Origin of the sequence: Ruminococcus sp. YE71, assembly GCF_900119155.1 — a bacterium.
GTDB lineage: Bacteria > Bacillota > Clostridia > Oscillospirales > Ruminococcaceae > YE71.
Genome location: NZ_FPIR01000011.1, coordinates 17782 through 32052 on the forward strand (window position 1 = coordinate 17782; position 14271 = coordinate 32052).

A 14271-nucleotide genomic window follows, 5' to 3' on the forward strand; every position below is an offset into this window, starting at 1 on the left:
AAGAGCATTCAGCACTCTTTCGGGATTTTTTTTATCACTCGATATTCTGCTTCTTTTCCTTGCTGCTGTCGTCAAGTTCGATGGAGCCGTAAACAAGCTTCTTGAACATCTGCGCATTGGTCGGGAAGTCAACGCTCAGAACGTCCATTCCGTTGATTACCTGATTGGTGTAGGTATCGTCGGCGGGAACTCTGAGCTCCTGTATCTTGTAGTTGCGGTAGTCCAGCATATCTATGAGCAGCTGTGCCATTTCCGTACTGGTGACATCTGTTTTTATCTGGGGGAATATCTTGTTTGCGAGTCTGTCCATATCCACCAGCGACATCGAGCGCGATTTCTTTATCATCTCTGCGATGACCTTGCGCTGACGTTCGGTACGCTCCCAGTCGGAGTTGCCGACGTGTCTGAGTCTCGCGTAAGCGAGAGCCTGGTTGCCGTTGAGGTGGAGATCTCCGCCCTTCTTGATGTAGTCGGTACCCTTCTTGTTGTGCAGGTACTTGTTCTGCTCGTCGAGAGGGTTCTGCATACCGCGTGTATTGTCGCCGTTGGGGTCAGCGTCGGGGTAGCCGTTCGCTTCATCATCGGAAACGTACATATCCAAGCCGCCCAGCGTGTCAACGATGTCGATGAACACGTTGAAGTTCACGAGCACATATCTGTCTATCTTGACGTTGAGGTAGTTCTCGATGGTGGATCTGGTCAGCTTTATGCCGCCGTAATGATACGCCGCATTGATGCGCGAGTACCACCAGTAGCCGTTTTCGTCCTCGAAGCCCACATAGCAGTCTCTCATGACCGAGGTCTGTGTGATGGTCTTATCCTTGGTATTGACGGATATTATCATCATAACGTCGGTATTTCCCGTACTCTCCTCGGCGGTATCTCTCAGGTCTTCGCCTATCAGCAGGATATTCATAACATCCTTGTTGGAGATTTTCTCAGCCTGAGCGGTCAGTTCCTTGAGCTTCTGGTCCTCGGAGACCTTATCGAGAGTATCGGGGCGTGAGAAATCAACATCTGAGTAAACCATAGCCTCGGAGGTCGTTCTGTCCTTATGATCTCGGTCGAACAGTCCGAAGTAGTGCCACAGTATCAGCACCACGACGAGTGCGAGTATCAGCAGCAGGATAAGTATCAGTGCCGCGACTGTCAGCGCCTGCTTCTTGGTGAAGCCGCCTTTCTTGCCGCTATTTTGGGTCTCGGGCTGAGTTTTTTTGTCTGTGGAGTGTTTTCCGAAGTCAAGGTCGTTCTTTGGCTTGTTCTGTTTTGGATTGTCGCTGTGATGAGCGGCGGAGCCTGTTCTGTGATGCGTCTGATGACCGCTCTGCGGGGGTCTTTTCTTTACGGGAGCGCCGTCCTTGCTTCTGTGGTGCGACGAGTGTGACGAACCGCTGCTGTGGGGACGCTGACCGCTGTGAGGTCTGCCGCTGCTGTCTGAGCCCGACGGTCTTTTCTGCGGCGGACGCTTTTGTACGTTCGGCGAAGACTGACCGTTCCCTGACGCAGACCGTTTTTCGCCTGAGGGCTGCGGAGAGCGTTTGGGCTTTGTACTGTCCGCGGCTTCGGGAGCAGGCTTTTTCGGGCTGCTGCCTTCGTTCGCGGGCAGGTCATTTCTTTCTGACAAGCTGCCATCCTCCTTTCGGATGTGTATTATATATATTATATGTGATATATTCTAATGTATATACTGCATCATTATAGCAGTAGTATTAATATTATACCCCAATTTGTCCAAAAAAACAACTTGCAATTTCGACAAATTTGAAAACATTTATCGTCAGCTTTTTATTTATTTCCCAGTTTTACGCAGAAAACGGGCATTCGGGTGCGATATTCGTTCCCGAATGCCGAGGGGCTCCTGCCCACTTGATTTATGGGACGCGATGTGTTACAATAATATCATCGGCGGACTTTTTCGGGGAAAAGGAGATGACATCATGCGAAAGTGCGAGGTATATATGCACGGTCAGGTGCCGCAGACGCATTCGTTCCTGCTGAGGGACGGCTTTCTCGGACCCGCCGAAGCTGAGCGAGGTAAATGCCCTGTTCGGCAGATGATTTCAGGAGATGGGGACCTATGACATTACAGCAGTTGAGATACATTATCGAGATAGCCGAGACGGGCTCGATAACCATGGCGGCACAGAGACTTTTCATCGCTCAGCCGAGCCTTTCAAAGTCTGTCGCCGAGCTTGAAAAGGAGATGGGCATAACCATCTTCAACCGAAGCAACAGGGGCGTGTACCTGTCGGAGGACGGCACGAAGTTCCTTTCCTATGCGCGGCAGATAGTCGAGCAGACCGAGCTTCTCGAGAACGAGTACAAGTCCGCGCCGCCGCCGAGACGGGTGTTCGCGGTGTCCGCACAGCACTACGCCTTCGTGGTCAACGCCTTTGTTGAGCTTGTGCGTGAGTACGGCAGGAGCAGGTATGAGTTCACTCTGCGCGAGCTCAAGACCGCCGAGATAATCGAGGACATCCGCACCCACCGAAGCGACATCGGCATACTGTTCCTGAGCAGTTTCAACCGCGAGGTCATCAGGCACATCCTGCAAAGTGAGGACATCCGCTTCGAGAAGCTGTTCACCGCACTGCCCCACGTTTTCGTGAGCAAGGACAATCCCCTCGTCGGGAAAAAGAGCGTCACCCTCAGCGACCTGCGTGACTTCCCGCGGCTGACCTACGACCAGGGTGTGAAGAATTCCTTCTATTTCGCGGAGGAGCTGCACATCACCGAGGAGAGCCCGAAGAACATCGTGGTCTCCGACCGTGCGACCCTGTTCAATCTGCTGATAGGACTTGACGGCTACACCATCTCGTCGGGCATACTCAGCGCCGACCTCAACGGCGAGAACATCGTGGCTATCCCTCTCGAAAGCGATGAGCGCATGGACATCGGCTACATAACCACCACCGACCGCCCCATGAACGCCATGACACGCCGCTACCTCGAACACCTGACCGAGTACATCGAAAATTACAGTTCGTGATATAGCTTCAGGCTATGGCAGATCATGAAAAATCGGTATTAACACATTCACGGAAGATATGTTATAATAATAAGGCACAAAACATATCGGAGGAATGGGAAATGAAAACGGCTGATATCTTCAACAGAAAAAAGGTCTTTTCACTGGAAATATTTCCGCCTAAGCCAAGCGCGGATGAGAGCGTTATCTACGATACTCTCGATAAGCTGACGGATATCGAGCCCGATTTCATCAGCGTGACCTACGGCGCAGGCGGCGGAAAGAACGGAAGCAAGACCATAAGCATAGCGTCTGACATAGTTTCAAAGTACAGTACCACGAGCGTTGCGCATCTGCCCTGCATCGACCTGACAAAGGATGAGGCGGCGGAGATACTCGACAGCATCACCGAGAACGGCATCGAGAACGTGCTGGCACTCAGGGGCGACATCCCGGAGGGCGCCGAGGTGAAGGGAGATTTCCGTCACGCGGATGAGCTCGTGACCTTTATCCGCGAGAATTACGACCTGAACATCGTGGGGGCGTGCTACCCCGAAGTGCATCCCGAAAGCAGGAACGCCGTTGACGATATACGGCACCTGAAACATAAGGTCGAGTGCGGAGTTGACCACCTGATAACTCAGCTTTTTCTCGACAACAGGCACTTCTACGACTTCCGCGAGAAAACACAGCTCGCAGGCATAAACATCCCCATCGAAGCAGGCATCATGCCCGTCACCAACAAACGTCAGATCGAACGCATGGTGAAACTCTGCGGAGTCGAACTGCCGAAAAAGTTCGTGAAGGTGCTCGACCGCTACGGCGACGACCGCCTTGCACTCCGCGACGCAGGCATAGCTTACGCAGTCGATCAGATAAACGACCTCGCAGCTGAGGGCGTGGACGGCATACACCTATATACAATGAATGACCCCTTCATAGCTCACAGGATCTTCGACGCCGTCCACAACCTTATATAACAAAAAGGCACTCCGTCATCCCGACGCGAGTGCCTTTCTTTCTTTTATTTTATGAGTACGGGTCTTGAACGGGGGAAACTTTTCTGAAGAAAGGTTCTCCCCTGGACCCCCTTCCAAAGACTTTTAATACTTTTTGGCTTGTGGGTGTTTCTTCCTTAATTTGTGCAGGTAGGGAAGTTTGTAATTCTTCTTATTGGTGCGCTCCTTGCCAAAAAGACGTTCGATGGTGGTTTACGCTTCATTTTCGTTGTATGAGGACTCGCAGAGTTCCGAGAGGTCCCTTAAAAAATTCACGTCATCTGTCGAGAACATCAGACAGGATTCGGGTCTGCACTCGATTTACGGGTAGAGCTGTTCGGCGGCGGAACGGTTGATGAAGATGTACACACCGTCTGTATGACTCTTCGGTGAATTTTAAAGTGACGGTTTTGACATTTTTGAGAAAAAGCAAAGGCACTTCTGTCTGCAAATGACAAAAGTGCCTTGATAGGTTTAATGGATTCAGCGGTGACGGCGGTCATGCCCTCTCTGTTTGTAGAAAGCGGTCTTGTCCTCGTACATGAACTTGTCGGCTGCCTGATAGAGACCCTCGGGGGTCAGGCTGCCGAAATCCGCACGGCAGGCAGTTCCCGCGGAGATGAATACTTCATTTATCAGCTCGCCTTTGTGTTTTTCGGCGTATTCTTTCATCTTCTTTATCTTGTCTGCGACCTTGTCCTTTTTGCCGTAGGTGAGTATAGCGAACTCGTCGCCGCCCATACGTGCGATAGTCACGTCCTTGCCGAATGCCTTTCTCGCAAATTCGGGAACGGAACATATCATCTCATCGCCTGCCGCGTGACCGAGGGTGTCATTAGTGCCTTTCAGCCCGTTCACGTCGATGACCGAAATGCAGAGGTCTTCCTTCACGACCTTCGGGTCTTCCAGCAGTTCGATGAAGTACTTTCGGTTGAAAGCGCCTGTCATGTCGTCCATGTAGACCTGCCGCCGCGTTACCTTGTAGTAGTACTCGGTGCTGAGCGCCATATACTGTGCCGTCACCGAATCGGCGATGAACAGTATCGGAAAACGGTGGATGAAATTGTCGGTGTAAAGGTCGGCGATATTCGAGCTGAGCGGTGAATAGAACAGCACCAGCACGAGTATCGTGAAATACAGGTTCATTCCGACGCCTATACTGAGACCGAAGAGACTAATGCTGAACAGCGGTATGAGCAGCACCCATAAAACGGCAAAGCCCTCATTTCCGCCCGAAATGGGGAAGACGGTGAAAACTCCCGTCAGCAGAAGCGCCATGATGATGGTAGAGGCGCGGATCTTTTTCAGAACGCCTGCCAGTATGCCCGTGAACGCAAAACCTGTCACAAGTATTATTGAGGTAATGGTCATGAGCGTTGAATGCTTAATTATGTTCATCACAAGCATGATGCCTGCGGAAATGCAGACAATGACCGACATCGCGATATTCTTGTGGCGCTGACGCTTGCTGTCGTCATTGATCTTCATTGTGAGGACCGATATCATGTCAAGTATTCTTTTCATAGCACACCTTTAAATATGGTTTTTACTTATACTTTATACAGCGTGGAGAAATTGCGTGAGTCCATGCGGCAGCATGGGCTATAATGTTATTATACCACATTTTAACATAACAGTCAATCGGATTTTGAGATATTTTGTTCAAAAATTGCGAATGTGAGGCTTCTTTTTGGTAAAAAACACGAGTGGGGTATCGGGATCGGCTATTGATGGCGCTAATCAAAAACGATAACCGAGATGCTTGACAATTCATATATGATATGTTACAATTAGAAAAAAGCTATAGGAGCGTATTGTTATGAAAAACATATCTGCTGAAAACAGAATAATGCTTATGCGCATGGTAAAACGCTTCTTGTCTGCTTTATCCTGCGCTGTTTTCACATGAGTGAAAACGCTAAACATCGATAATAACAGGCAGCGGAAGTGATGAGTATGGTCGCTTCCGCTTTTTTAACGGAGTGATAAAATGACGATACAGCAGCTCTGCTATGCGATAACTATCGCGGAGTGCGGTTCGATGAACAAGGCTTCTGAGAAGCTGTTCATATCGCAGCCGACCCTCACGGGGGCGATAAAAGACCTTGAATCGGAGATAGGCATCAGCATCTTCCTGCGCACCCACAAGGGCGTGATACCCACAGCCGAGGGCGGCGATTTCATCGAACGCGCAAAAGGCATCTACGACCAGCTGAGGCTGTTGCAGGAGAGCTATGCGGATAAATCCACGCTGCGCCGCAGGTTCAGCGTCTCGACACAGCACTACTCCTTTGCGGTCAAGGCGTTCGTCGAGATGGCGAAGCGGTTCGATATCTCGGAGTACGAGTTCGCCATCTTCGAGACCGAGACCATGAACGTCATCAACGACGTGGCTCGTCTCAGGAGCGAGATAGGCATACTCTACATGAACAACCTCAACCGCCGCGCGATTACGAAACTGCTCGGCGAGCACGAGCTCATCTTTCACGAGCTGATAAAATGCCGTGCCTACGTTTACCTCTGGAAAGAGCATCCCCTCGCGCACGAAAGTTCCATCAGCCTTGCACAGCTTGAGCCGTATCCCTGCCTTTCGTTCAGGCAGAGCGGCGGTGACGGCAGTTTTTTCGCGGAGGAGATACTCAGTGAGAACATCTACCCCCGTACCATCAAGGCCAGCGACCGCGCAACGATGCTGAACCTGATGATAGGTCTGAACGGCTACACCCTCTGTTCGGGGATAATCTCGGAGGAGCTCAACGGCGAGAGCTGTGTGGTGGTGCCCTTCCGCGACGACGACGAAAACCCCAACAGCATAATGGAGATAGGCTACATAACCAAGAAATACAGCGTGCTCAGCGAAATGGGCGGGCACTATATAGATGAGATAAAAAAATATCTCAGCACTGTGAAGGAGGAATCATAATGCCGATAAGACTGAAAGAATCGCTTCCCGTGATAGAGAAGCTGAAAAAAGAGAACATATTCGCGATGACCGAAGAACGCGCATCGCATCAGGACATCCGCGAGCTGAAAATAGCGGTGCTGAACCTCATGCCCAAAAAGCAGGAGACCGAGCATCAGCTCCTTCGCCTGCTCTCAAACTCGCCTTTGCAGATAGAGGTGACCTTCATACGGCTCGTGACCCATCAGTACAAGAACACCTCGATGAGCTACCTTCTGAAAAACTACCAGCCCTTCTATCAGATAGAGAACAAGTATTTTGACGGGCTGATAATCACGGGCGCACCCGTCGAAAAGCTGGAATATGAGGACGTGGATTACTGGAACGAGTTCACTTCCATCCTCGAATGGAGCAGGATACACGTCACCTCGACGCTGTATCTGTGCTGGGCAGCGCAGGCAGGGCTGTACTATCACTACGGCGTGCCGAAGTACGAGCTTGACAGAAAACTGTCGGGCATCTACAGACACAAAGTGAATGATGTGAACAACGAGCTCGTGAGAGGTTTCGACAGGTATTTCTTCGCGCCCCATTCGCGTCACACGGGCGTCAGGAGGGAGGATATTCTCATCGCCGACGGGCTCACGATAATCGCGGAGTCGGAGGAGGCAGGGCCGTATCTCGTCACCGATGACGGCAAGAACATCTTCGTCAACGGCCATCCCGAGTACGACCTTCACAGGCTTGCGGAGGAATACGAACGCGACCTCGGAAAAGGGCTCGCCCCTGAGATACCCGCGAATTATTTCCCCGATGACGACCCTTCGCAGGAACCTGTGAGCAGGTGGATCTCGGCATCGGGTCTGCTGTTCTCGAACTGGCTGAATTACTTCGTATATCAGGTCACACCTTACGAATTCTGAGAATATACACCACGAAAAAAGATCGGGCAGTACCGAACCTGTGTATGGTACTGCCCGACCTTTTTTCTGTATTGATCTGAGAGCGATCAGCTCACATCAACTTTGTAGTACAGCTCTTTGGCGAAGTCCTTCGGGTCGCTTTGCAGGTAGCCTATCTGCGAAAGTCCGTTCACGAAGTACTGAACGTTCTCCTGCACCTTTGCATCCCATTCAGACCCGTGCTCGGATGCGGAGGGGTAGCCGTAGCTCTTTATCAGCTGGACTGCCAGCTCCTTGTCCTCGATAGCCGAATGCTTCTTTTCGGTAATGATGTCCACCGCTTCCTCGGGGTTCTCGTAGATCCATTCCTGAGCCTTTCTGTAGGCTTTCAGAAGGTCTGCAATCTGCTGCGGATCTTCCTTTATCAGCTTGTTGGAAGCGTAGAGGAAGCAGCAGAAGTGATCCTTGAAGAAATCATCGGTGCTGAGGTCGAAAATGATCCTTACCTCGCCTGCCTTTTCCTTGACCGAACCGAGGGGATCCCATACGGCTGCCACATCAACTTCGCCGTTCTGGAGGGCCTCGAACTCAAGGTTGCCGTCCGAGTAGGGCAGGAAAGTCACCTCGCCGTCGGCAGGGTCTGCCGAGATGCCCGCGTTTTCGAGCCAGAGGCTCGCAGTCTGGTGAGGGGTTCCGCCTATCTCGTCAACGGCAATCTTCTTGCCCTTAAGGTCGTTGACGGTGTAGATGTCCGAATCGGGTCTGACGGCGAACTTGATGCATCCCTCGTGAAGACCGTCCACCACCTTTACGTCGATGCCGTTCTCGATGGACGGGAAGAACTGGAAGTCGCCGTTTACTATCGGGATGGTGCCGTTGTTCAGACCGATCTTTCGTGTCTCGAAATCCGCCGAGATAAGCTCAACGTCAAAGCCCTGCTCCGCAAAGAAGCCCTTTTCGTAGGCGATGTAGATAGGCGCACTGCAAAGCGAGCCGTCCTTGCCGGGTATCTGGATGTGACCGTACTTGAAGTCGCCGTTCGAAGCGGAAGTGCCCTTCGGGCTGTCTTTTGCTGCCCCGCCGCTGCTGTTTTCATCGGCAGTCGAAGCCGAGCATGATGCCATTATGCTCACCGCACATACAAGCGCCGTAAATGCTCCTATTATCCTGTTTTTCCTTTTCATGATTATTCCTCCCATATTTTAGTCTCGCATACGGGGCGGCGTTTCAGACCCTTCGGTGAAACTCCACCCTTTCAAGGTATGCGGTTATCTTTTTCAGTGCTGTTTCGATATCGCACTCGATGTCAAAGGCGTAGATGCCGTTTCGTTCAAGGTACTTTATGACCTTTCTGCCGAAGCTCTTGCAGAGCACGCATTTGCAGTCGCTCACGGGCTCCGTGCCTGTGTGTTCGGAGCATCCGCCGCCGTTTCCGCTGCATCCTTCGTGGGGATGCGGCGTGCTTTTCACTTCCGCGGGGCGTATCTCGGCGAGGGTGATGCCTGCGTCGTCCACCTCGTAGATGCGGAACTGTTCAGCCTGTCCGTAGGCGGTATCTATGCGGATACCGTCCGAGGACGCAGCTGCTATCCTGTATGACATACCTCACCTCCGCTTCATTTTTTGTGGTAGCTGAACGGGTCGCGATCGTACCATCCGCGCTTGTAGGGCGATTCGTAATTCTCGCCGAGATGCTTGAAGAACGAGCCGCTGTCCAGTGCGAATGCGAGTTTTTTCGCGACCTGATACACGCCGCTGAACCCGAAATATGAGCTACCCACATCAAACTCTGGTATGGTGTTGAAGCCCAGCTTCGAGGGGACGGCGTTGTAGCCTGCATGGACGAGCACGATGTCGGGATCGAGCTTTCGTATCTGGTTGACATACTCGAAGGGCTGGTCGCTGACGATGACCGACAGCTCGGGCAGTCTGTCCGAGAGCTCGTCAAAGACGGGGTCGGCGTTGGTGTCGTACAGGTATCCAACCAGCCCGACTATCTCAAGCCCCAGCTCCTGTAAGAGATACGCTTCGTTAGCCGACCTCACGCTGCCGCCCGTTATCAGGATGCGCTTGCCCTTTATCTTCTCTTTCAGCGGCTCAAGGGCTTTGAGGAGTAGCTGTTCCTCGCTGTCGGCAAGGCGCTTCGCACGTTCTTCCAGTCCGAAATGCGCGCCGATTCCGATGAGCCATTCCTTCGTCGCCCTGATGCCGAGGGGCATCTTCACGAAAGAGGGGATGCCGTACTTGTCGCGCAGATAGCTGAGTATGTAGTCATCGTGCATCTCGCAGAGGCTGACGTTCAGCGCCGCCTCCGAGAAGAACCTTATCTTGTCGCTGTTGGCGTACTCCGCCATGACGTTCACGTTAAGGTCGAGCAGGTTCAGCAGACGGGTCAGCTCCTGTTCGTCGGGAGCGCCCGAGGACTCCAGCGACATCAGGTTAACGTTGTGGGCGCGTTTGTACTCGTAGGCGTCGGCGCGGATGAGCGAGAGCCCGTCGGCCTCGCTTGCGGGAACGTAGTCCTTGTAGGGTATAGGCTCAAACTTGATGTGCCTGAACAGCGAGTGGTAGAACGCGTCGTAGGCGCTCGACACCACCCTCGAACGGAATCCGGGACAGTGTACGGCGGTCAGCTGTGAGGAGACCACCTTCTGCTCGTCGTTGATTATCTGTTCGATGTCGTCGCCCATGATGTTCGGCGCACAGGTGGAGATCACGAAGATGATCTCGGGACGGAAGGTGCGGTCGGCATACTCGATGGTCTCTTTCAGCTTCTTTTCGCTGCCCGTGATTATCTCTGTGTCGGTGAGGTTGGTGGAGAGCCAGTTGAAGGGCTTTACAGGGAGCCCTCTTGCCGACTTGCCGAAATTGGTCGAAGGGATGAGGGTGTGCAGGGCGGTGCCGCAGCCGATGGGGCCGTGCATGATGATGACGGAGTTCTCTATCGTGCTGCTCATGATTATCGACAGGGACATCTGACAGGCGCTGCTGGACTGCCAGAATCGTCTGTCCTTGCCTTTCAGACAGCCGCAGCGTGAGCAGTCAACAAGCTCACAGCTCGAACCGTGAAAGGCGTCGGAAGTCTCCATGCGCTCCTCTCTTGTGGGTGGGATACTGCTTTTAAAATAGTTTTCCATGCTGTTTATCCCTCCTTATCTTCCCGAAAGGGGAACGCTGATGAGGTCTTCGAGCAGCGTCAGTCCGCCGCGGAAGCCTGCATAGCCCCTGTTTGCGATGAGCCTGCTGCGCACGGGATAGCTGACAGCAAGAGTCAGCGCCCCCAGCGTGTCGGCGGCGTATTTGTCGATGCTGCTGCCCACCAGGTAGAACGGCGAATGTGCGTCGAAATATCTGTCGCCGCGGTCGCGGAAATGCTTTTTCGAGAGGTGCCATTCTATATTCTTTGCGTTCGGCTCGAACAGCAGTTCGGCGCCGAGACCTGTGCTGCGAAAAGCCTCCTCGGCTGCGGCTTTCCTGTTTTTCGAGAGGATGTCGGTGATGATGACATCCTCAACGTGCCAGCCCAGCTCCTCCGACAGGAACCCTGCGAGGGGAAGCGCGTAGTTGGAATTCGCGACCACCGCCGAGTAGTAGAAAAACTGCGAATTCGTGATGACATCCACTGTTTTCGCGAAGTAGCGGTAGTAGCTCTCCTTCTCCTCCTCGATGACCTTATCGAGCAGTTTCTTGCTTATCTTGATGTGCTTTGCCAGCCCGCGCAGGAACTTTTCCGTGGCGTATGCGCCTATCGGCAGGTCGGCAGTGAAGTACGGCGTGCCGAACTTCTTCTCGAAATTCTTCACGAAGCCCGTGCCCCATACGTGCGAGAAGTGTATGTTCAGCGACGCTGCCGAGGAACTGCGCACGTTCTCGAAGGTCTGGTCGGGGGTGAAGAAGGTGTTGACCTTCAGCCCCAGCCGTTCCAGCAGGCGTTTTATCTCGGTCAGGTCGCCCCTGAAAAAGGGGTCGAAGTTCGGAACGATGCCGAAGATATTCACGAGCTTCGGGTCTTTTTTCTCGGCAGGCTGAACGAAGCCGTTGAAGATGCCGTCAAGGACTATCTCGTAGCCCGCGTAGGCGTCGCCGCTGAAACTCGGGGTGTTGACCGCCGTCACGGGGGTCTCCGCGTCCTCGAATTCCCTCACGACCGCCTGAACGTCGTCGCCTATCATCTCGGTCATACATCCTGTCGTCACCACGAAAAGCTCGGCGTCGAGAAGTTCCTGTGCGGATTTTATCTCCTCTCTGAGCCTGTCGGCACCGCCGAAAACGACGTGCTTTTCGCGGATGGCGCTGGTGGGTATCTGAGTGCCGCCGCAGTAGCCCTCGCCGTTGTAGCCCGAACAGAACGAGATGGGGTTGGTGAGGTTTCCCGCGCAGCCCTCAGCCGCATGGGAAATGGCTATCACATGGGGGAGCGCGTTAATCGTCGCGAGAGCACCGCCCTGCGCACAGGTCGTGCGGGGCTGTTCAATTTGTTCTGACATTCTGACTCAGCTCCCTTCATGCTTTTTCGGCGGCGGACTTCTTCTCGAAGTGCGTCTCGTCGGGGTATCTGTACAGCTCGGTGGAGAGGTATCTTTCGCCCGTGTCGGGAAGCACCGCGACTATGACCTTGCCCTTGTTTTCGGGGCGCTTAGCCAGCTGAACTGCCGCATATGCCGCCGCTCCCGAGGAGATCCCCACGAGCAGACCTTCCTTTCTGCCGAGCAGACGCGAGGTGTCTATCGCCTCGTCGCTGCGTATCCTGATGACCTCGTCTATCACGCTCTCGTCCAGCACCTTCGGGACGAATCCCGGACCGATGCCCTGTATCTTGTGGGGTCCCGACTTTCCGCCCGAGAGGACTGCCGACTCGTTCGGCTCAACTGCCGCCGCGTAGACCGAGGGCTTCTTCGCCTTCAGACCTCTTGCAAGACCCGTGACGGTACCGCCCGTGCCTGCGCCTGCGACGATTATATCCACCTGACCGTCGGTGTCGCGCCATATCTCATCAGCGGTGGTGAGTTCGTGAGCCCTCGCGTTGGCAGGGTTCTCAAACTGCTGGAGGATCACGCTGTTCTCTATCTGAGCGTTCAGCGCTTCGGCTTTTCTGACGGCACCTTTCATGCCTGCCGCACCCGGGGTCAGGATGACCTGTGCGCCGAGGGCGGTCACGAGGGTGCGCCTTTCGATGCTCATGGTGTCGGGCATGGTCAGTATCACATTATATCCTCTCGATGCGCCTACGAAAGCGAGTCCCACGCCCGTGTTTCCCGATGTGGGTTCGATTATTGTCGAGCCTTCTTTCAGCACGCCCTTTTCCTCGGCGTCGATTATCATTGCGTATGCTATCCTGTCCTTGACAGAACCTGCGGGATTGAAGTACTCCAGTTTAAAGTAAAGCTCGGCTTCAAGTCCCTGTTCCGCAAGGAAACGGTTTGCTTTCAGAAGCGGTGTGTTTCCGATTAGGTCGGTAAGTATCTGTGCCGCTTTTATCATAGCTTTTCACTCCTTGTACATTTGATTTAAGTACTACTATATTATATAATATCGGCAGATGGTTGTCTAATTCATTTTTATTAGAGTTGATTATCTGCAAAACCTATAACTGAACGCTGAAGGTAAAGAAAAAAGCTATAAAGCGCCCCGGCCTTGTGATGCGTACAAAGCAGGGGCATGACGGCTGTCAGGTCTTTATCCGTAACGAGCCGCATATGATGACAGTATGCGAAAAAAACAACTGTGGGGTGATGATATGTTCGGACTTCTGATAAAGCTCCTGACCGAAAATCTTCTGCCGTTCGCGCTTCATTTCGAGAGTGCGGGGAAGTTCCCGAAGCCGCTGTCGGCGAAGGAGGAGCGTGAGTGCTTTGAGCGTATGGCGGCAGGCGACAGCAAGGCTCGCGACAAGCTCATCAGCCACAATCTAAGGCTTGTGGCTCACATCGTGAAAAAGTACACTCCGAACGGCTCGGACGACGCCGATGACCTTATCTCCATCGGCACGATAGGGCTGATAAAGGCGGTGGGGACGTTCGACTATTCAAAGGGGTGCAGGTTCGCGACCTACGGGGCGAGGTGCGTTTCAAACGAGATACTCATGCACTTCCGCGCCACGAAAAAGCTCGCGGCAGAGGTCAGCATCGACGAGTCGGTGGACGTTGACAAGAACGGCAACTGCCTGACTCTAATCGACATCCTTGCCGACGACAGTATGCCCGTGGACGAGAAGGTGGGGCTTGAGACCGCTATTCGGACGATGCTCGGGAAGGTGGAGACCGTCCTTGACGAGCGTGAGCGCGAGGTGATACGTATGCGCTACGGACTGGACGGGAAAGCGCCTCTGCCCCAGCGCGAGACCGCAGAACATCTCGGCATCTCGCGTTCGTATGTCTCGCGGATAGAGAAACGCGCCCTCGAAAAGCTGCGCAGCGAACTCGGCGAGGGGCTTTTCGGACTGTAAATGACAACGCCGTACAGGGTGTTCCTGTACGGCGAGTCTTAAGTATGTCTTATCGC

The 14271-nt window shown here is 53.3% G+C and carries 12 protein-coding genes; 5 read left to right on the top strand and 7 right to left on the bottom strand.

The window, feature by feature from the left end:
- Positions 1-34: 34 nt before the first annotated feature.
- Complete coding sequence (locus BT142_RS11055) at positions 35-1624, bottom strand: LCP family protein (protein ID WP_072418258.1); 1590 nt, start codon at positions 1622-1624, stop codon at positions 35-37.
- Between the two features lie 453 nt (positions 1625-2077).
- Between BT142_RS11055 and BT142_RS11060 the strand changes: the two genes are divergently transcribed.
- On the top strand, positions 2078-2989 hold the full coding sequence (locus BT142_RS11060; RefSeq protein ID WP_072418259.1) for a LysR family transcriptional regulator: 912 nt from the start codon (positions 2078-2080) through the stop codon (positions 2987-2989).
- Positions 2990-3090: 101 nt separating this feature from the next.
- Positions 3091-3948, top strand: coding sequence for a methylenetetrahydrofolate reductase [NAD(P)H] (metF, locus tag BT142_RS11065; RefSeq protein ID WP_072418260.1), 858 nt, complete (start codon positions 3091-3093; stop codon positions 3946-3948).
- A 501-nt stretch (positions 3949-4449) separates the two neighbouring features.
- Here metF and BT142_RS11070 read toward each other — a convergent pair.
- The gene (locus BT142_RS11070; RefSeq protein ID WP_072418261.1) at positions 4450-5490 is read right to left on the bottom strand and encodes a GGDEF domain-containing protein; all 1041 of its coding nucleotides are present in this window, start codon (positions 5488-5490) and stop codon (positions 4450-4452) included.
- 466 nt (positions 5491-5956) lie between these two features.
- Between BT142_RS11070 and BT142_RS11075 the strand changes: the two genes are divergently transcribed.
- On the top strand, positions 5957-6889 hold the full coding sequence (locus BT142_RS11075; RefSeq protein WP_072418262.1) for a LysR family transcriptional regulator: 933 nt from the start codon (positions 5957-5959) through the stop codon (positions 6887-6889).
- The gene (gene metA, locus BT142_RS11080) at positions 6889-7791 is read left to right on the top strand and encodes a homoserine O-succinyltransferase (protein ID WP_072418263.1); all 903 of its coding nucleotides are present in this window, start codon (positions 6889-6891) and stop codon (positions 7789-7791) included. The genes BT142_RS11075 and metA overlap by 1 nt, the downstream gene beginning before the upstream one ends.
- Positions 7792-7877: 86 nt before the next feature.
- Here metA and BT142_RS11085 read toward each other — a convergent pair whose 3' ends face one another.
- Genes BT142_RS11085 through cysK form a run of 5 tightly spaced genes read right to left on the bottom strand, consistent with a single transcriptional unit; the run spans position 7878 to position 13251 of the window.
- Entirely contained in the window at positions 7878-8954 is a 1077-nt protein-coding gene (locus tag BT142_RS11085) for an ABC transporter substrate-binding protein (protein WP_072418264.1), read from the bottom strand.
- A 43-nt stretch (positions 8955-8997) separates the two neighbouring features.
- Positions 8998-9372, bottom strand: coding sequence for a NifB/NifX family molybdenum-iron cluster-binding protein (locus BT142_RS11090; protein ID WP_072418265.1), 375 nt, complete (start codon positions 9370-9372; stop codon positions 8998-9000).
- A 14-nt stretch (positions 9373-9386) separates the two neighbouring features.
- Positions 9387-10907, bottom strand: a complete 1521-nt coding sequence (locus BT142_RS11095) for a nitrogenase component 1 (RefSeq protein WP_072418266.1) — start codon at positions 10905-10907, stop codon at positions 9387-9389.
- Positions 10908-10922: 15 nt separating this feature from the next.
- Positions 10923-12257: a nitrogenase component 1 gene (locus BT142_RS11100; protein WP_072418267.1), complete on the bottom strand. Its 1335-nt coding sequence runs from the start codon at positions 12255-12257 to the stop codon at positions 10923-10925.
- A 16-nt stretch (positions 12258-12273) separates the two neighbouring features.
- Positions 12274-13251 carry a cysteine synthase A gene (cysK, locus tag BT142_RS11105; protein ID WP_072418268.1) on the bottom strand — a complete coding sequence of 326 codons (978 nt, stop codon included), beginning with the start codon at positions 13249-13251 and terminating at the stop codon, positions 12274-12276.
- A gap of 226 nt (positions 13252-13477) precedes the next feature.
- On the opposite strand from cysK, the gene sigK reads away from it, so the two are divergent.
- A complete protein-coding gene (gene sigK, locus BT142_RS11110) occupies positions 13478-14215 on the top strand; it encodes an RNA polymerase sporulation sigma factor SigK (protein WP_072418269.1) in 738 nt (245 codons plus the stop codon).
- Positions 14216-14271 lie beyond the last annotated feature (56 nt).